Annotated in this window: 10 protein-coding genes; 5 read left to right on the forward strand and 5 right to left on the reverse strand. The window is 73.3% G+C overall.

All coding sequences use genetic code 11. The features are described from left to right. Positions 1-109: 109 nt before the first annotated feature. Positions 110-1,648 carry a M60 family metallopeptidase gene (locus ACFWOG_RS25650; RefSeq protein WP_380361133.1) on the forward strand — a complete coding sequence of 513 codons (1,539 nt, stop codon included), beginning with the start codon at positions 110-112 and terminating at the stop codon, positions 1,646-1,648. 79 nt (positions 1,649-1,727) lie between these two features. On the opposite strand, the gene ACFWOG_RS25655 is transcribed toward ACFWOG_RS25650, so the two are convergent. Next, a complete protein-coding gene (locus tag ACFWOG_RS25655) occupies positions 1,728-7,706 on the reverse strand; it encodes a DNRLRE domain-containing protein (protein ID WP_380361134.1) in 5,979 nt (1,992 codons plus the stop codon). Between the two features lie 686 nt (positions 7,707-8,392). Between ACFWOG_RS25655 and ACFWOG_RS25660 the strand changes: the two genes are divergently transcribed. Next, positions 8,393-8,908: a hypothetical protein gene (locus ACFWOG_RS25660; protein WP_380361135.1), complete on the forward strand. Its 516-nt coding sequence runs from the start codon at positions 8,393-8,395 to the stop codon at positions 8,906-8,908. 83 nt (positions 8,909-8,991) lie between these two features. Here the strand turns inward: ACFWOG_RS25660 and ACFWOG_RS25665 are convergent, their stop codons facing one another. Further along, complete coding sequence (locus ACFWOG_RS25665) at positions 8,992-10,395, reverse strand: cytochrome P450 (RefSeq protein WP_380361136.1); 1,404 nt, start codon at positions 10,393-10,395, stop codon at positions 8,992-8,994. 223 nt (positions 10,396-10,618) lie between these two features. Here ACFWOG_RS25665 and ACFWOG_RS25670 point away from each other — a divergent pair, with 223 nt between their 5' ends. Together ACFWOG_RS25670 and ACFWOG_RS25675 are read left to right on the forward strand one after the other, a co-directional pair. Then, on the forward strand, positions 10,619-11,017 hold the full coding sequence (locus ACFWOG_RS25670; protein ID WP_380361137.1) for a peptidase inhibitor family I36 protein: 399 nt from the start codon (positions 10,619-10,621) through the stop codon (positions 11,015-11,017). A 135-nt stretch (positions 11,018-11,152) separates the two neighbouring features. Further along, the gene (locus ACFWOG_RS25675; protein WP_380361138.1) at positions 11,153-12,547 is read left to right on the forward strand and encodes a VWA domain-containing protein; all 1,395 of its coding nucleotides are present in this window, start codon (positions 11,153-11,155) and stop codon (positions 12,545-12,547) included. A gap of 203 nt (positions 12,548-12,750) precedes the next feature. On the opposite strand, the gene ACFWOG_RS25680 is transcribed toward ACFWOG_RS25675, so the two are convergent. From ACFWOG_RS25680 to ACFWOG_RS25690, 3 genes are all read right to left on the reverse strand, one after another. Next, positions 12,751-15,321 carry a collagenase gene (locus tag ACFWOG_RS25680; RefSeq protein WP_380361139.1) on the reverse strand — a complete coding sequence of 857 codons (2,571 nt, stop codon included), beginning with the start codon at positions 15,319-15,321 and terminating at the stop codon, positions 12,751-12,753. Positions 15,322-15,757: 436 nt separating this feature from the next. Then, positions 15,758-16,525, reverse strand: a complete 768-nt coding sequence (locus tag ACFWOG_RS25685; protein WP_380361140.1) for a DUF1062 domain-containing protein — start codon at positions 16,523-16,525, stop codon at positions 15,758-15,760. A 245-nt stretch (positions 16,526-16,770) separates the two neighbouring features. Continuing rightward, complete coding sequence (locus ACFWOG_RS25690; RefSeq protein ID WP_355409459.1) at positions 16,771-17,475, reverse strand: 2-phosphosulfolactate phosphatase; 705 nt, start codon at positions 17,473-17,475, stop codon at positions 16,771-16,773. 1,038 nt (positions 17,476-18,513) lie between these two features. On the opposite strand from ACFWOG_RS25690, the gene ACFWOG_RS25695 reads away from it, so the two are divergent. After that, positions 18,514-19,000, forward strand: a 487-nt coding sequence (locus tag ACFWOG_RS25695; RefSeq protein WP_380361141.1) for a substrate-binding domain-containing protein, incomplete at its 3' end; no start/stop codon positions are given.

Raw genomic sequence — 19,000 nt, forward strand, 5'->3', positions numbered from 1 at the left:
GGGGGCCCCCCCCCCCCCCCCCACCAACAACACCGCTACCGGGGGGGGCGCGGGGACACCCCGGGCCACGGGGGGCCCCAACCCCCCCGGGCCCGGGTCCCGGGCCGCCGTGGGGCGGGCAACCGCCCGGACCCAGGCCGCCCCCGGCGCCGCCTCCGCGACCGCCGAATCCCCCACCGGTGCCACCGTCCGCTGGACCGCCCCGCCCGGCCCCGCACCCGCCGGATACGCCGTCTACCGCGACGGCGGCCGGATCGCCGTCACCACCGACCGGCAGTACCGCGACGGCGGGCTCGGCCCCGGCGGGGTTCACCGCTACCGCATCACCGCGCTCTCCGCCGAGGGGGCCGAATCCGCACCCGGCGCCGAAGCCGCGCTCACCGCCCCGGCCTGCCCCCGCGCCACCGGCCCCGACGGCCTCGACCCGTTCGTCCCGCCCCAGCCTGACCGCCCCTACACCGTCACCCTCACCGGGCTGCCCTCCGCCCAGGACGAGCGGCAGCGCCAGGACCTCGCCCAACTGCCCTCCGACCTCCGGCCGACCGGCCTCTACCTGCCGCCCGGGGCGCAGCTCACCGCCACCGTCACCGGCACCGCCGGCACCGGCCGGCTGCGGGTCGTCGTCGGCCCGCCGGTCGGCTCCGGCCTCACCGCCGGCCGCCGCCACACCGCCGGACCGTCCGGGGCCACCCAGGTCCAGGACCACCGCGGCGGCATGGTCTACCTGGCCTTCGACGGCACCGCCGCCGACCGGACGACCGTCACCCTGACCGGCGACGTCCAGGCGGCCCCGGTCTTCGTCCTCGGCCGCACCACCGCGGCCGAGTGGCGCACCCAGCTCGCCGAACGCCCCACCCGTTACGCCGAGTTCGTCGCCGGACGGACCGTCGTCACCCTCACCCGCGACACCGCGGCCCGCTTCTCCTACAACTCACCGGAGACCGTGCTGCGCCACCTCGAATGCGCCCGGGGCATCGAGGACGCGACTGCCGCCCTCGCCGCCCCCACCGCTGCCGACGCGACCACCGCCCCCGGGCCCGACTCCCCGGGTGTCTTCCCGTTCCACTACACCGAGGTGGAACGCCGGGCCGGCGCGGCCTTCGCCACCGACGGCTACATGGGATTCAAGGACGACTCCGCCCCCTGGATCGCCGACGGCGCCGCCACCGGCTGGGGCATCTGGCACGAACAGGGCCACCACCGTCAGCAGCGCTCCGTCGAACCGTCCGAGGTGGTCGAGGTCTCGGTCAACATCTACTCGCTCGCCGTGGAGAAGGCGTTCGGCCGGCCCTCGCGCCTGGTCGCCGAGAAGGTCTACGACTCCGCGCTGCCCAAGGTCGGCACGAGCGGAGTCTCCTACGCGGACTCCTTCGACGCCTTCGAGAAGCTCGTCATGCTGCAGCAGCTGACACTCCAGTACGGCGAGAACTTCTGGCCCGCCGTCCAGAAGCTGGTCCGCTCCGCCCCGCCCCGGGGCACGGACCGCTGGGCCAACCTCGCCCTCGTCACCAGCAAGGTGGCGGCCCAGGACCTCACCGCCTTCTACCGGGCCTGGGGCGTCCCCCTCTCCGCCGCCGCCCAGCAGGACATCGCAGCCCTCCGCCTCCCTCCGGCCCCGAGCACCCTGAGCACCCGGCGGGAACCCTGACCCCTGTCCACCGCACGCCCGGCCCCCGGGTGGGTTCCGGGGGCCGGGCGTCGAGGTGGAGCGCTGTGGTGACTAATCGTCAGATCTGGTGGATGAAGCATCCCATGGCCATGGCGGCGGCCTTCTGCTGCCAGGTGTAGCCGTAGCTGCGGGAGGCCCAGGCCCCGCGGCCGCACTTGATCAGGAAGGGCCTGGTCCAGGTCCATGCCTTGCGGGCCCAGCCCCAGCTCCACTGTCCGTCGAGGTCGAAGCGGATGTTCGGATCCTGGGAGACGTAGTCGTAGGCGGTGGCGTTGCCGCCCTTGATCGGGTCGGTGGTCAGGAACCGGCCGAGCGCCGGGGCGTAGAGCCGCACACCCATCAGGACGGCCCCGGTGGGCGTCTCGGCCGAGCGCTGCTGGCCGCCGAGCCAGCCGTACCGGAGGGGGGCGGCGCCGGGGAGGCGGTTGCCGTATTCGTCGAAGGTCACGGCGGTCGGGGGCTTCGCCGGGTCGAGCGGCAGGGCGACCACGATGTCGCCGTGCAGGTTCGCGAGTTGGAGCACCACGCCGCCGGTCCTGGCCGTGGTGGCGCCGAGGCCGCCGGCGGGCGTGGTCACCTGGCGGGTGAGGTCGCCGGTGCCGGTGTCCTCGACGATCCAGGTGGGGTTGTCGCAGGCGCATCCGTAGTGGTTGAGCCCGGTGCGTGCGGTGCTCCAACCGCTGCCGGGGTTGACCTCCGTGGCCCAGCCCCGCAGCCGCAGTGCCGGGTCCAGCGTCCAGGTCTGGCGGTCGGTGGCGGTGCTCTGCTGCCGCACGAGGTCGTTGGCGAAGTAGGAGGTGGCGGCGCCGGGTTGCGTCGTGGTGCGGCCGAAGGCGTCGTAGCCGTAGCCGGGGTCGACCAGGCGGTCGGCGGAGTCGTAGGCGTGCTGCTCCGTGGTGCCGCCCGACGGCGTGCACTCGGCGCCGGGTGCGGCGCTCGCGGAGGTCCGGGCGGTGCGGTTGGTGTTGCGGTCGAAGGCGTAGGTCCTGGTGGTGCAGACGCCGTCGGCGGCCGAGGTCGTCCGGGTGAGGCGTCCGACGGTGTCGTAGCCGAAGGCCTGCTGGGAGGCGGAGCCGAAGGTCGCGGTGTGGGTGGCCCACTGGCCGTGGACGGTCGTGCTGATCCCGTCACTCAGGACGGTCGTGCCGTCACTGTCGCGGGTGTACGTGCGGTCGAAGAGGGTCCCGGTGGGGCTCTTGAGCTGGCGCATGGTGTAGCCGCCGGGGAGGCCGGTGCCGGTCACGGTGCCGTCGGCGTCGTAGCGGGCCGTGAAGGTGCCGGCCACCGAGTCGCCCACCGACGTGGCCAGGCCGCGCGGTTCGACGGCCGTGTCGTAGGTGTAGGTGGTGGTGGACGGTGCGGTGTCGGTGACGAGGGTCGGCCGGTCGAGCTTGTCGTACTGGGTGGTGGTGGTGCCCCCGTCGGCGTCGGTGTAGGCGGTGAGGCGGCCGAGGCGGTCGAAGACCGTGGTGACGGTGCCGGAGCCGGTGGCGGCCGTGGTGGTCTGGCGCCCGCTGGCGCTGTCGTAGCCGGTGGTGACGACGGGCACCTCCTGGCCGGGCCCGCTGACGGCGGACCGGGTCTGGCGTCCGGCCCCGTCGTAGCCGGTGGTCGTGGTCCGCTGGGCCCCGTTGGCCGTCTCGGTGGTGCTGGTGGTCTGGCCGTACCGGTTGTACTCGACCGTCTTCACGGGGAGTTGGACCGGGTTGGCTCCCCCGCCGGTGATGTCGGCGGCCGGTCCGACCGAGCAGACCTGGTCCGCCCACTCGGGCCGGCCGGCGCACGCTCCGGTGCCGTCCCCGGTGTAGTACGCGGTGACGGTGGTGCCCGCGTCGGTGCCGGTGGAGGCCGGCAGGCTCGCGCCGGTCACCCGTCCCTGGGCGTCGTACACGGTGGAGGTGGTGAGCCGGGCCCCGTCGGGGTCCTGGACGGTGGTGCTGGGCAGCCCCCTGGCCCAGTCGTAGCCGGTGGCCGTGACGCGGGCGTCGGCGAGCAGTGCGGTGTCGATGCGGGGCTGTCCGCCGCTGGTCTCCCGGGTGACCTGGTCGCGCACGGTGGCGGTGCCGTCGGTGGGCCGGCCGCCGTCGTACTCCTTCACCGTCCGCTGACGCAGGGGCAGTTGGGTTCCGGCTTCGGCGACCACGGTCTGTCCAGCCGTCAGTTTCCGTTCCAGCGTGCCGTAGTGGAGGGGGCCGAGGGTCTCCAGTTCGCGGCTGCCGTCGACGCTGTAGGTCGTCGTGGTGGAGAGCAGGCCGGCGCGTTCGGCGCTGCCGAGGGCGGCGATCCCGAGGGACGCGAGGGTCGAACGGTCCTGGTCGGTGATGCCCAGGGCCAGCGCGCGGTTGGCCGCGGTCAGCCGGCGGACGGTGTTGCCGAAGGCGTCGTGTTCGGTGACCGTGAGGGCTCCGCCCGGCCGTGCGGTGTCGGTCTCCTGGCCGGAGGCGTCCAGGTAGTACAGGTCGGCGCGGCCGTAGCCGTTCGCCGGGAGCTGCGTTCCGTCGTTGGCGGCGGGGGTCTGGTCGGGCGGGAAGACGGCGGTGGCGTCCGTGGGCGTCTCCCGCTGGCCCCAGGAGGCGGTGGCGGTGTGGCCGAGGTCGTACGGTGCGCCGTTGCCGGTGACCGGTACGTCGTAGACGAGGGTGGTGGTGGCGGTGCCGTTGACCTGGTCGGCGGAGCCGGGGGCCAGGGTCGGACGCGAGGCGGCGAGCAGCATGCCGTCCCCGGCGGCCGGGGAGCCGCCGACGCGCCCGTAGCCGAAGGTCCAGGGAAGTTCGCCGGGCGGGGTGAGGGTGGTGACGCGGCCGGCCGTGTCGTAGTCGTAGGCGGTCGGCACCGCCGGGGCGATCCTCGGGTCCCAGGTCTGGCGCAGCCGGCCGTTGCCGTCGTAGGCGTAGCGGCTGACGTCGACGGCGGTGGCGGCGCCCGCGCCGGGTTCGGTGGACCACAGGCGGATCGCGGTGACCTGTCCGGCGACGTCGCCGAGGGTGGTGGCGGTCGCGGTGGTGGTCGGGGCGTAGACGAATTCCAGGACGCGGCACCCGCGGGTGGCCGGGTCGTCCGCGCAGGCCGTCGAGGCCGCGGCGCTGGTCGGGCTGATCACCCGTTGCGGCCGGGTGAGGATCCGCCCGTCGGGTCCGGTGACGTTCTGGGAGACGATCGTGCTGGTCGTGTTGTCGAGGCCGCGGGTCGACGAACGGGTGAGGGCCCAGGCGGCCGCGGCGGGGTCGGTGCGTGCGAAGTCCGCGGTGCCGCCGTCGGTGTCCGTGAGGGTGAAGCCTGCAGCGAACGAGCCGGTCAGGGTGAGTTGCGCGGCGCCGGGTTCGGCGATCCAGCCGGTGGCCGCCTCGTCGGCGGTGAAGTGCAGGTTCGTGCCGTCGAGCCGCAGGACATCCAGGGAGGTGGCCGAGGTGCGGTTGATCGCGGTGTAGCCGGAGTCCTTCCGGCCGGTGGAGGTGCCGGAGAGCCACTCCTTCCCGAAGATCGCGGCCTGTCCTGCCTGGGCGCCGCCTTCCTGGGGGTTACGGGAGGAGGCGGTGCGGGTGATCGCCGTCCCGAAGAAGGCGGTGTCGGTGCGGCTGAGGCTGTAGTTGCCGGTGAGGAGGTTGACCTCCCCGGGGCCGACGGGGACGGTGGCGGCGCCGTCGGCGGTGTGGTCGACGATCGCCTTGAGGGGGTCGCTGGAGGCCCTGGCGCCGGCGGGGCCGGTGAAGTCGGCCTTCAGCTGCACCGTGCCGTCGGGGCTGACGGTCGTCGCGGCGTCCCAGGCCAGCTGCGGGCTCCGGCCGGCGCTGAGGGCGACCGGCCAGGCGGTCAGCGGGGTGCCGGCCGCGCTCACGTGGCCGGGCGGGACGGGTGCCCAGGCGTCGGCGTCCGAGCGTCGCCAGGAGAAGGTCACGGCGTCGTAGCGTGAGGCGTCGGCCTCGGCCTGGAGGGGCAGCCGTGCCGCGGTGCGCCGGCCGTCGGACGGCCTGGTGACGCCGCCGGCGCCGACGTGGAACTCGTACGCGAGGGGTTCCGACCGGTTGTCGGCCCGGTCGACGCTGCGGACCTGAAGGGTGTTGGTGCCGCCGCGGGTCGGGGTGGCGAGCACGGCGACCGGCGTGGTGGTGCCGTCGGTGGCGATGCGCGTCCAGGTGGTGCCGTCGAGGGTCCACTCCAGCCAGCGGTGGTCGCCCTGCGGGGGTGTGACGGTGAACGTGCCGCTCTGGCCGACTCCCTTCACCCAGGAGGCCGAGGGGTAGTCCGTCGAGGTCACGGCGCCCGGCGCGGAGGGTGCCCGGGTGTCGACCGTGAAGGTGCGCCAGGGCGACCAGGAGAGGTTGTAGTGGGTTCCGTCGTACGGGTTGCTGCGGAACCGGTAGGTCCGGCCGTCCTGGAGGAGGCCGGGAGGAACGGTGGCCGACAGCGGCTGTCCGCTGGCGCCCCACGGGGACACCAGGTACTCGCCGACCTGCTGGTCGGTGGCCGCGTCCACGATCTGGAAGGTGCCGTTGATCCGGTCGTTGTTCGAGTCCGTGTAGGTGTCGCGCAGGACGGGGGTCAGGGTGTTGACGGTGTAGACGCCGTTGTCGGCGAAGAAGGGCGGGCCTGCCTGTTGGTCGGTGCCGGTCCGGGGGCGGTAGTTGAACGTCACCGAGAGCTTCGGGATCTGACCGGCGGCGGCGTTGCCGGAGTAGAACTTCTTCCAGGACCCGGTGTCGGCCTCGTTGGCGGCGCGCAGGCCGAGGCCCTGGCGGCCCACCGAGGTCTGGCCCGCCCAGTACTGCAGCAGGGGGGTGACGTCGGCGTTCACGTAGGCACCGTTGGCGCAGTTCTGTCCGCGGGTCTCGGTGGACGTCGCGTACTTCTTCAGCCAGGCCGGCTGGTTGGTCCAACGGCTGCCGGTCGTCGCGGTGTTGGTGTCCCATACCTCCCAGGAGACGGGCTTCGCGCAGTCCCAGGAGTGGAAGTTGTAGAGGGACAGGGTGGCCTTGGAGACCAGGGCGTCCTTGATGGGCGCCATGTCCCAGCTGATGAAGGAGCGGGCGATGCGCGGTTTGGTCCGCGCGGCGTCCGCCCAGTCGCCCGGCCAGCCGAGCTTCAGTTCGGTGGCGCTCGACGCGTCGACGGTCTCGCCCTGCTGGACCCAGGTGTCGAAGACGTCGGAGAGCACGGTGTCCGACGGGTCGACCGTCACGGGGTACGCGGTCGCCGGGTCGGCGAGGAACGCGGCGTCGGGGCTGAGGCGCAGTTCGATGGTGTCGCCGGACTGCACGACCTTCAGTCCCACCGGTGCCCGGTGGGTGTGCTCACCGGAGTTCCTGTCGACCGTCGCGTCCCACATGACCGGGGCCGGCATCGAGGCGAGTTCGCGTCCGGTGGCGGCCTCGGTGAACGTCACGCCGCCGTCGTCGTTCTGGCGCGCGTTGACTCCGGGCGCCTTCAGCGGCAGCGTGTAGTCGGCCGGGCCCGCGGGTCGCTTCTTGAGGATCACGGACTGCTCGTAGCCGGTGCGGGTGGCGTCGATGACCAGGTCCGCACCGGGCAGCACGTCCGGATAGGTGGCCCGGGCGCCTTCCACCCGGGGTGCGGGCAGCCCGCCCCGCCACTGCATGGCGACGTTCCGACCGCCGGCGGTGAGACTGAGGAGGTCCTGGACGGGGGCGCCGGCGGCCTCGGCGAACGAGCCGGCCCGCCTGCCCTTCGTCTCCCCCGCCAGGGCCAGTCCGCGCGGGTGGGCCTTCGAGGCGACGGAGCCATCGGGGCGCTTGGCGAAGGTGACGTCGACGTCCGCCCAGCCGCCGTCCGGGCGGCGCATCCGGACCGGCCCCGCCGCGACCTCCAGGGTGACGCTGCCGTCGGGGTTCGCCCAGGTCGTGGAGGAGTCGGTGCGTTCGGCCGGCACCTCGACGGGCTTCCCCTGCAACCGGGCCGTGAGCCGGGCGGAGGCCAGGTCGCCGGTCGGTTGCTGCGTCGCGGCCGGCTGTCGGGGGCTGTGCGGGGCCTCGGACGGGGGTCGGGCGGAGGCGTCCTGCACGCCGAGGAGCACGCCCGCCACCAGGGCGGCCGAGACGGTGGCCGCCGTCCACCGGCGGCGTGCACGTGTACGGGACCAGGAGGGCGGGCTCCCGGCGGTTGTCGGAGACGATGACACAGGCACACTCCAGGGGTGATCGCGGGAAACGGAGCACGGTCCTTCGGTACGCAGGTCCTTCGGTACGCAGGTGCTTCAGCGCGGTGCTTCGGTACGCAGGTGCTTCGGTCGCACGCGGCGGTCCGCCCTGCGGAGTCGGCCACCGGGCACGGGGGCACGTCTCGACGGCCGCCCGGGTCGGACGGCGCTCTCGGTCGGAGCTCCGTTCCTCGCGCTGTCGCAGCGGGCCGCTCCGCCGGTGCGAGAGGAGCGGTCGGGCACTGTCTGCGCAGTTCGAGTCACACTCACAAGTCGCGTGTACATGACTACTTCATCGAGGGCCGCCGGATCGGCCGGGGCGGCGGCCACGACCGATTCCCGCCGACGAACGGCCGGTTCCGCCCTCCTGCGAACCATCTCCGGGCCGGGCGGCACCCCCGCCCCTCGCCGTACCCGCGCAGGAGGCCGGTCTCGGCCGGGACCACCCGCCCGCTGCGCGGGTTCGGCCGCAGCGGCCATGCCCGGTGCCCGCCGTCCGGACCCGTCCCCACCGTCACCCAGGCGGGCAGCGCCCGGTCGCGCCGCCCGGCGGCGACACCCACGCTGGACGGGTGTCCTCCGCCAGCGCCTCCGCCCTCGTCGCCGCACTGCGCCGCGACGTCTCGCCCGCCGTTCCCTGCCCCGAGGCGGTCGTGCTCGCCCAGGGACTGCTGCACTCCCCCACTCCCTGGCCGGCCGGGATGCCCAGGCGCAGCATCGGCGGCAGCCCGTTCCGCAATGCCTGGCGCGTCGCCCGGACGGCCACCGGGCTGACCTACACCGAGGGCTTCGCGCTGCGCGCGGCGCCGGCAGGAGTCGTGCACCATGCGTGGTGCGTGGATCCGGCCGGCCGGGCGCTCGATCCGACGTGGCCGGACGGACGGGGACTCGCCTACCTGGGCCTGCCCATGACGACGGCCTGGGTGGAGTCGGTCCGCCGCCGGACCTGTACCCGGACGGCCTTCGTGGGCATCCTCGACGAGGGCGTCCAGCGTTCCCGGGACGCGGAGCGGGTCCTCACGTTCGGCGTCCCCGGGGCCGCTCTCGTCCGGGTCGGCACGCCCGTGACCCGGCCACTGGCCGTCTGAGGCACGCCGGTCGGCCCGGCGACTCCGGCCCGTCCGGGACGGAGCGTGACCTTCCGCACCGGGGGCGCACGGGTCCGTCGCGGTCAGGCAGGTCCGGCGTCCGGGCGGCGGTCCCCCGTCCGGGCCGCGGGCCGCTCGCGGTCGAGGACGCGCAGGTGCAGGCGGTGCGGGCGCAGGACGGTGGTCAGCCGCACCGGGCGGTCGTCGGGCCGCCGGCCGGGCGCCGGGACCGGGTGCCAGCGGGCCAGGACGGTGGCCAGCGCGATGACCGCCTCGGCGCGGGCGTAGTCGGCGCCCAGGCACTGCCGCGGGCCGTTGGCGAAGCCGGCGAACCCCCAGCGCGGCAGGGCGGCGGCCCGATCGGGGAGCCAGCGGTCGGGGTCGAAGCGGTCCGGATCGGCGAAGATCCGCGGATTGTGGTGGGCGACGTACGGGCTGAGCAGCACCTGCCCGCCGCGCGGCAGGGTGCGCCCGCCGAGTTCGGTCTCCCGGGTGCAGGTGCGCAGCAGGACCCAGCCGGGCGGGTAGAGCCGCAGCGCCTCGGTCAGGACCCGGTCGGTGCGCGGCAGGTGCGGCAGGTCGGTCCAGCGGGCGGGCCGGCCGCCCGGCAGCGCCGCGTCGACCTCCGTCTGCACGGCGGACAGGACTTCGGGGTGGGCCGTCAGCAGCCGCAGGGTCCAGGAGAGCTGGGAGGCGGTGGTCTCGGTTCCGGCCAGCAGGAGGGCGACGACCTGGTCGTGGACCTCGGTGTCGGAGAGCGGACGGCCGTCGTCGTCGCGGGCGGCGAGCAGTCCGGCCAGCAGGTCGGTGCGGCCGGGGCCGTGGGCCCGGTGGTCGCGCACCAGGTCGGCGACGGTCCGTTCCAGGGTACGGACCGCCGTCCGGTAGCCGGGGCCCGCGGGCAGCCGCACCACGCGCCGCAGGGCGCCGGCGAACGCGGTCTCGAAGGCGTGCTGCAGCCGGTCCGACAGTACGTCCGGGGCCTCGGTGCCGAGCAGGGTGCGGGTCACCACCCGCAGGGTGAAGCGGTAGCAGGCGGGGAAGACGTCCACCACGTCGCCGTGTCGCCAGGAGCCGGCCAGCAGCTCCGCCTCCCGGGTCATCACCTCGGCGTACGCGGCCAGCCGGTCGGGGCGGAACTCCGGTTGCAGCATGCGTCGTTGGCGCCGGTGATCGGCGTGGACGCAGGTCGCCAGCCCGTTGCCGAGGATCTCCCGGAACCGCCCGTAGACCGGCCCGCCCTTGTCGAAGGTGCGGTCGTCGGCGTACACCTGCCGGAGCAGCTCCGGGTGGCAGGGGGCCACCAGCCGGTTCGGTCCGAGTCGGACCTCCACGAGGTCCCCGTAGCGGTGCAGCCGCGCCAGGAAGCGTGCCGGATCCCGGACCAGCGCGGGCAGGTGGCCGAGCACCGGGAGCGCTCCGGGCGGGCTTCCGTGGAGGTAGGGCGTGGACGCGGCACCCCGCGCCGACGAGGAGGACGAGGTCACACCGGCAGGGTAGGCGCTCCGGGGAGGGGCGGACAACAGGCGCGGATCCGCTTCACCCGGCCGACGGTCACCGCGGCCCGGACGGTGGGTTCGGAAGGGGGGTGCGTGAAGGCGTTGTCACAACGGGGCGTGCTGCCCGGTCGTATGACTGACCGCCAGGGACGGAAGGTGCCCGGCGGCCCCGGGGCTCGACCGCCCCGGTTCGCCGAGTACAGGAGGACAGATGACTGGCCGTTCGACGAAGTACCTGGTCGCGCTCGCCACGGCCGCGGCGGCGCTGGCGGTGTCGGCCACCTCGACCGGGACCGCCACCGCAGCCGGGCGCACCTCCGCAGGGGGTGCGGCTGTGACGAGCGACACGGTGGTCGTCTGCCGGAACGCCCACTTCGACGACTGCGTCGTCGGCGGTGTCTGGGTGAAGGACCCGCTCAAGAACCTCGACCAGGGTGCCCGTTTCCAGGACTCGATCTCGTCCATCACGAACGGGAGCGGACAGCGGCTCTGCTTCTGGGAGCACAACGACTTCCAGGGCAGGTACCTGAGGCTGGACAGCGGTCAGCAGATCGCCGACCTGGGAGGGAACGTGCTCAACGACGCGATCTCCTCCTGGAAGGCCTGCTGACGCCGGTCGGTCCCGGACCGCACCGGTGGCGTCGAGGGTTCCGGTGACGGTTCCGGGCCGGTTCCCGTTCCCCGGGCGGGGAGCGGGAACCGGCCCCCGCGCGACCGCCGGGGCCGGTTTCGGCAGACTGTGACCATGGACGATCGATCACTGAGCAAGGGCGCCAACATTCCGATCGATGCCGACGTGGTGAGTGTGGAGCTCAGCTGGTCGGCCGGGGCCGGTACGCCCGACGTCGACGTGTCCGCCGTGCTGGTGGCTGCGGACGGGCGGGTGCGGGGCGACGGCGACCTCGTCTTCTACAACCAGCCCCGGCACGCGTCGGGCGCCGTGACGCACCTGGGGAAGGCCGGTGGCGCCGGGGCGGCCACGGACCGGATCGAGGTGGACCTGGCGGCGGTGGAGCCGGAGGTGGAGCGCATCGTGCTGGCCGCGTCGGTGGACGGCGGCAGCTTCGGCGCGGTGCCCGGGCTGTGCCTGCGGCTGTCCGACGCCCGCACCGGCACCGGGCTGGCCCGCTTCGCGACGGACGCCGGGCCGGAGACCGTCCTCGTCGGCGGCGAGCTGTACCGGCGCGGGCGGCAGTGGAAGTTCCGTGCCGTCGGGCAGGGCTACGCGGCGGGGCTGGCCGGGTTGGCCACCGACTTCGGCATCACCGTGGAGGAGGGGCCCGCCCAGGACCGGCCCGTGGCTCCGCCGCCGCAGCCGCCACAGCCGCAGCCGCAGCCGCAGCCGTCCCGGCCTGCGTCGTCGGCGCCGGAGCCGGGGAAGGGCGAGGAGCACCTCCCCCCGGGGATGCGCGAACGGCTGTCGCTGCGCAAGCAGCAGGTCGCGGTCAGCCTGGACAAGCACGGAGCCGCGGGAATCGCCGCGCGGGTCGTGCTGGTGCTGGACGCCTCGGGCTCGATGTCGTCGCTGTACGCCGACGGCGTGGTGGCCGACGTGGTGGAGCGGATCGTCCCGGTCGCGGCCCAGTTGGACGACGGCGGGGCGATGCCGGCCTGGACCTTCGCGACGCACCCGGCCCGGCTGCCCGATCTGCGGGTGGGTGACCTGCCCGAGTGGCTGCGGCTGCACGTCCGGGTCGGTGAGCTGGGGCGTCTGTTCGGCCGCCGCGGGCGTCGGTCCGGGCTGCTCGACGGTCAGGTCGACATGACGACGGTGGGCATCTCGAACGACGAACCGAAGGTCATCGCCGAAGTCCGGGACTACGTACGGGGGAACCCGGCGACGGTCCCCACCCTGGTCCTGTTCTTCTCCGACGGCGGCGTCCACCTCAACGCCGCGATCGAGCGCGAGCTGAGGGAATCGGCGCAGGAGCCGCTCTTCTGGCAGTTCGTGGGGCTGGGCCGATCCGACTACGGCGTGCTGCAGCGGTTCGACGACCTGCCCGGCCGGCGCGTCGACAACGTCGGCTTCTTCGCGGTGGACGACATCGGCACCGTCCCCGATCCCGAGCTGTACGACCGGCTGCTGTCCCAGTTCCCGCAGTGGATCACGGCCGCGCGCGGGGCCGGCATCCTGCCCTGAGGCGCGCCGCTTCGACGGGCCGAGCGGCTTGTCGGGGGCGGGACGGACGGCCGCGGAGCAGCCCGGCGGCGCTCGGCCGGGAGGTCCCGGCCGAGCGCGTGCACGGACTGCTTCGCGGCCCCTCGGCGCCCGCGGCCCCTCGTCGTCCGCGGCGCCGGGGCGGCCCGGAGCACTTCGGCGGGTCAGGGATCAGGGGCCAGGGGTCAGAACTGGGTGCTGACCGTGACGCCGCTGAAGTCGGTGACGGCGTACAGGCTGAGGTAGCGGTAGCCGGCGGTCGGGTTGGTGACGGTGAGGGACTGGGTGGTGCCGGTGCCGGTGGAGGAGACCGTGGAGGCACTCGGCGAGGCCCAGGTGCCCGGGTTGTAGTACAGGTGCGCGGTGCCGGTGCCGCCGGAGGTGGTGACCTTCAGCGTGGTGGTGCCGGCCGGCAGGTAGACGTACAGGTAGTCGGTGTTCCCGGCGGTCGCGGCGCGGCCGGTCCGCGAGCAGTTCCGGCCCATCGCGTCGGTGCGCGGCTCGGTGCAGTTCGGCAGGGCGACCGGGGCCGCGGTCACGGTGACCGAGGTCGGGGTGGTGGCGGCCCTGCCGGTGTCGTCGGTGGCGGTCAGGGCGACGGTGTAGGTGCCGGCCGCCGCGTAGGTGTGGCTCGGGTTGCGCTCGTCCGAGGAGGTGCCGTCGCCGAAGGTCCAGTGCCAGGAGGTGATCCGGCCCGGGCCGGTCTGCACGGACCGCTCGGTGACGCTGACGGTCGCGCCGTTCACCGACGAGTCGAACAGGGCGGTCGGGCCTGCGGCGTAGCAGGCACCGGCGGCGCAGGCGGTGAGCCAGGCGTCGAAGTCGGCGTCGTAGGAGGTGCCGAGGTTGTTGTAGACCGCGTAGCCGCCGGCGTAGTCGCCGACCCGGAAGCGGCCCAGCATGCTGTACACGTCGGCCGGGTGCTTCTCCAGCATGTACCGGACGGCCAGGTAGCCCCACGGGTAGACGCGGGTCGAGTCCGCGTTGCCGTAGGTGTTCTGGAAGATGGTGCTGAGCTTGTAGGTGTGCAGGGCGGCCTGGGTCATCGCGTCGGTGTCGGTGGTGGCGCGGTAGCTGTAGGAGATGTACTCGGCGAGGCCCTCGACCCACCAGATGTCCGGGACGGACGTCTGGGTGGTGAAGTTGCCCTTCATGTTGTGGATGCCGTCGAGGTAGTGGGTGTACTCGTGGTTGAGGTTCCACACCCGGGCGGGGTCACCGGTGTTCCAGGCCTTCTGGTACATCACGTTGACGGCCCGGCTGTTCGGGTCGGTCGGGTCCATGACGGTCTGGCCGCCGTTGTCGGTCGAGTTGCCGAAGATCGCCCACGAGTAGGTGGTGTAGTCCGTCTTGTTGGCGAAGATCCCGAGGGTGACGGTCTTGTTGTACTGGTTCGGGATCGGCCCGTTGTCCTTGACCACGTTGTGGAAGAACGCGTCCTGGCTGCGCAGGCTGGCGCAGACGGTGGCCAGTTCGGCGGCCGACAGGGCCTGGGCCTGGACGGTGCGGTTGTCGCAGACCAGCTGGTTCGGCAGGACCACCGAGGTGAGCTTGGCGGGCAGGTCGCAGATGCCGTAGTACGAGCACTGGTTGTTGTTGTAGACGGTGGCCTGGAAGGCCGTGTGCACGTACAGCGGCGCGTCGGCCGTCAGCAGCGGCGCGGCGTCCAGCACCCGCTTGACCAGCGGCTTGGCCACGGCCTCGACGGCGGCGCTGCTCCCGGCCATCCGGGCCAGGTCGTTGCCCGCGTTGGTGTCGAGGACGGCGTTGGGCCCGCCGATCAGGTCCTTGTGGTTGATCGCGAAGTTGGCGAGGGACGTGACGAGGCTCGGGTCGGCGCCGAGCGCGGTGACGAAGTTCGGGTTGGCGTTGCCCCGCCAGAGCGGGAACCTCAGCACGGAGTTGACCGCGCCGACCATCTTCGGGAAGGCGTTGTAGGAGTTGTCGTAGTCGTCCAGCACCCGCTTGTAGACGCCCAGGTAGTCGGCCTGGATGTTGGCGCTGTCGGTGAGCGTCAGCACCTCCCTGAGCACGCCGCCGTTGACCTCGGTGACGTCGTGCCAGCGGGCGCCGGCGAGGAACGCGTCCAGGCCGGCCTTGACGGCGGTGGTGAGCGTGCCGGTGTACGGGCCGGCCGCGTCGGGGTAGTAGGACTGGATGTAGTAGCCCACCCGCAGGAAGAGCACCAGCTGCAGGATGTTGGTCGAGTTGTCGCCGGTGTAGCCTGCCGCCAGCTCCTTGAAGGCGGCCGCGACGGGCAGCATCCGGGACTGCTTGAAGATGCCCGGGTCGGTGCTGCCGCTGGTGAACAGCGTGGAGACGCAGTCCGTGGTCGAGCTCTTGAGGAACGCGACCAGATCGGCACCGGTACGACCCGCGAAGTCCGCCGGGGTGCAGCTCTGCGCGGTGGCTTCGGCCGCCGCGCCCGACCGGGCCCGAGCCCCCGGGGAGTCGGACCGGGCCGCGGCCGTCTCCGCGGCCGTGGCGGCCGGTTCGCCCATGAGGGACTCGCTGAGCAGCGCCGGGGTCAGCGGGGCGGCGGGCGTGCCGAGCTTCTCCGACCCCGTCGTCGCGCCGGCGACGGACTGGCCCGCCGGCTTCGCTGCGGCGGTGACCGCGGCTGTCGCGGTCGGGGCCGGTCCGGCGGTCACGGCAGCGGGCGCCGCGAGGGCCTGGGCCGGCAGTACGGCGGTGGCCGTGGCACAACAGGCGACGACGCCGGCTGCGAGGGTGGTGAGTCGTATGCGCAGGTGCACGCCGAGTCCTTCTTCGAGTGGGGGCAGCCTGACGTGGGGTCAGACTGAGTGAAGGAGATTGGCGTGGATCCTGTCATCGAATGAAGGTCAGAACAATGTCACAGGTCATATGACATGAAACTTTCAGCCACCTCGCCGGTCACTGCGCCCCGCCCTGCGGCAGACCAGCGAGGGCGGCGACCGGGGCGGCCTGACCTGCGGGCATCGGACGGCCGTCGCGCCACGGGCCGGGAGGTCGCCCCCGGCCCCGCAGGCCCGGCGGGCCTCGCGGAGTGGCCGGTCTGCGCCCCGGCCGGGACGCCCCAAGGCCCCGACCGTGGCCGCCGGGCCCGTCCGGGGAGCGGGGCCCGGCCGGTGCCGCGCGGCGCGGGGCCTCCCGGCGGCTCGAATGCCGGCTGTGCCGACAGGCCGTCAGGAGGCCCCGCTGTCAACCCTCCTACGCTCCCGCAGCCGCCGTCAGCGACGACTGCTGCGGGGCGCCGCGGAACCCGAGCCGGCCCGGGCCGACGCCCGGATCGGTGCTCAGCCCGGCGAGTAGGCCGGTGCTCAGGTCGGCGCACAGGTCAGTGCACAGGTCGGCGCGCAGGTCGGTCGGGGTGCCGGGGAGCTTCGCGTGTTTCGCGGCGTCGACGGAGCCGGGCCCGTGGACGGTGAGCTCGAAGTCCTCGTGCGCCTTGGCGTCCGGAGCCAGCGGCAGTCGGATCCGCCCGTCCCCGACCATGCGGCGCACCTGGGTGCGGCTGAGGCCCAGACCGAGACCGAGCAGGCGCTCGACGCGGACCGGCACGGGCAGCTCGAAGCCGACCAGCACCGTGAGGGGTGTCGGGTCGTCGAGTGCGTAGAGGGGCGTACGGGTCTCCAGTTCCCAGGTGCCGGCCCAGTCGAGCCGGTACCCGTTCTTCGCGGCGAGCGACGCACTCATCGTCAGTTCCCGCACCACGGCGGGGTCGTTGGTCTCGTACGCCACCCGGCGGGCGGGCTCCAGCGACGAGACGTGGACGCGTTCGTGGACGGGCACCTTCGAGGTCCGGTCGCACCCCGCACAGCTCAGGAGGAGCCAGACGTCGAGGAGCTTGCCGTTCGCGTTGACGCGGATCCTGCCCGAGGGCCGGTGGCGCGCGCCGGAGCAGTCCGGGCAGGATCGCACGACGGCGGGCAGGGCGGACTGACGCACGGCCCACAGGGCCTTGCGGTCGGTATTCATAGGGAGGTGGTTGCTTTCAGGACTCAGCAGGAGCTCTCACAGGCCGGGCCCGGGCTCCTGGGATCTGACGGATGCACACGAGGGCGCGAGCCATCGCCTCGGGGCCCAGCCGTCAGGCCCCGAGGTCGACCGCGCGACAGGTCGGCGTTGCTACGTGGCAGCTATCAGAAGTCCATGCGGGCGATCGTGATCGAGACCACGGCCCGCGGGCAACTCATTTTCCGCTCGGGATCGCGCTCCGGCGCTCAGACCAGGGCGTCGCCGGTCGACGGAGGCACGGTGTGCGAACGCAGGACCATGAGCGGGCCTTCCGAGGTCGCCACCATGGCGAAGGGGAACCGGTCCAGCTCAAGGCAGAGTTCGACGTCGTCGGGGTGGACGCCTTGACGCACGCCCTCGGTCAGTTCGGCGGCGGCGCGTGACGCGGCACCGCGGCGAAGGAACTCGGCAGCGTCCGTCGGCCCGGCCTCCACGGCCCTGCGGGCGATGTACTGAGCACACGCCAGGTCCTCGTCGGCCTGCCCGTCCTCGCCCGTGACCACGAACGTGACGCTGTCGCTCCCGCGCGCCCGCAGGAGCCGGGCCGTCGCCTCCGCCACCACGAAGCCGGCGCACAGCACCAGCGACGCGTCCTTGACCGCGAGGGCGCCGACCGTCCCCGCCGTGGTCTTCTGCACCACGGTTCGCCCGCCGAGGTCGATGGACCTCAGCATTCCCGGCGAGTTGACGGTGTCGAACCCGGGTGCCATCGGGCCGTCCTTGAGCGCCACCCAGTCCGGGTGGCGGGCCTTGAGCGCCAGGGCTTCGTCCAGCGACCCGGCAAGAACGATCTTCTCCGCCCCCTGGGCGAAGGCCCAGGCAGCCACGGTGAACGCACGCATGACGTCCACCACGACCGCCACGGAGGGAACTTCGGCCAGTTCGGCGATACTGAGGAATCGAGTGTCCATTCCACTCATGATCGCGCATACCCGTCCGCGGACACCCGGCGAGTGACGCGCCTCACGTCGACGACATGGGGCCGACCCGGCCGGGACCGATCAGGGCCGCCTGCTCCGCCGACGCGGGCACCGCGTCCGCCCCGCGGCTGCGCCGTTTCGCCGGGCCGGGAGCCTCGGTCGTCGTCCTCGGGGGCCCCCTCGCCGCTCTCGGCGAGGGGCTCGCCGAACCGCTGCGGGCGGCTCTACGGGAGCTGACCGGCGGGCGCACGTCGCCGCCCCCCGGTGGTGCGCTCGGCGCTGGGCGACCGGGCGCCGCTGCTGGGCGGGGTGCACCTGGTGCTGTCGCAGGCGCGGTTCGCCACCAGGTTGCGGGTACCGGCGCCGCGCCCGGGGGGGGCTGAACCGGCGCTGCGGTCACGGGCCGGACCCGAACCGCACGGGCGACCGCACAGGCCGGCTCTCCGGGGCCCGGTTTCCGTCGGTATTCGGTCATTGGACCGGACTCGGCGCAATTCCTTGACGGGTCCACTGCCGTGCGGATCGGATAGCCGTTCCGCAGGCGATTCCGGTCGGCCGCCGACCCGGGACGGGCGCCTCGACCCGCGCCGCCCCGGCGGTGATTCCGTACCGGCATTCCGCGCCGAAGTCGGGGCCCGCGAGCGCGCCGCACCGCGCGCCGATTCCTCCACAGCGTTCGTCGAGGGCGTTCGCACCGCCCCGGCGGCCAGTCGATCCCGAAACCAACTCCGCGCACGATCAGTCGAACTGATGGTCCGTCGAATCCGGACTCCGACCGGCCCGGCAGTCACTCCACTCGATGGTCACAAGGTGATGTCAACCGTCGAATCCACTTGACGCCAACGATGGACACGGCTGTCATATGTGGCGTCCCGTTGGAAAATGTTTGTTCATGAGGGATTAGCCGCCTCGCCTCGATCAGCCCGAGCGAGTCCCACTCCCCCACGACCGGCCATGACCACCAGGGCCGCTGTCATCTCCCGCCCCGCACCACGCGCCGTTTCCGGCGTCCGCTCGAAGGAGCTCCCGATGTTCCGTTCCACCAGCCGTACCGTCGCCGCGGCGGGTCTGCTGCTCGCTCTCGGTCTGACCACCGCGTGTTCGACCGGCCAGGAGTCGACCAAGGCCGCCGACGCCCCGGTCGCCAAGGTCGACGGAAAGATCTCGATCACCTACCTGCAGAAGCAGGGCGACCAGGAGTACTTCGTCGGCGAGGCCGCCGGAGCCAAGGCCAAGGCCGCCGAACTCGGCGTCGACCTGAAGGTCGTGAACCTCGGCAACGACGCCAACAAGACCATCAGCGAGGTCCAGGCCGCCATCGCGCAGAAGACCAACGGCATCGTCATCGTCGTCCCCGACCCCGCCGTCGGACCCCAGGTCGTCCAGGCCGCGAAGGACGCCAAGATCGCCCTCCTCACCTCCGACGACCAGATCTGCACCAACGGCCCCGACCCCTCCGCCTGCGCCAAGGACAACCTCGTCCCCCGCATCGGCTTCTCCGGCACCCAGATGGGCG

The organism is Kitasatospora sp. NPDC058406, from assembly GCF_042722765.1.
In the GTDB taxonomy this organism is placed as follows: Bacteria; Actinomycetota; Actinomycetes; order Streptomycetales; family Streptomycetaceae; genus Kitasatospora.

Coding starts and splice junctions, on each gene's coding strand:
- ACFWOG_RS25670 (WP_380361137.1), top strand. CDS start 10,619: ATGACTGGCCGTTCGACGAAGTACCTGGTCGCGCTCGCCACGGCCGCG.
- ACFWOG_RS25685 (WP_380361140.1), bottom strand. CDS start 16,525: ATGAATACCGACCGCAAGGCCCTGTGGGCCGTGCGTCAGTCCGCCCTG.
- ACFWOG_RS25675 (WP_380361138.1), top strand. CDS start 11,153: ATGGACGATCGATCACTGAGCAAGGGCGCCAACATTCCGATCGATGCC.
- ACFWOG_RS25690 (WP_355409459.1), bottom strand. CDS start 17,475: ATGGACACTCGATTCCTCAGTATCGCCGAACTGGCCGAAGTTCCCTCC.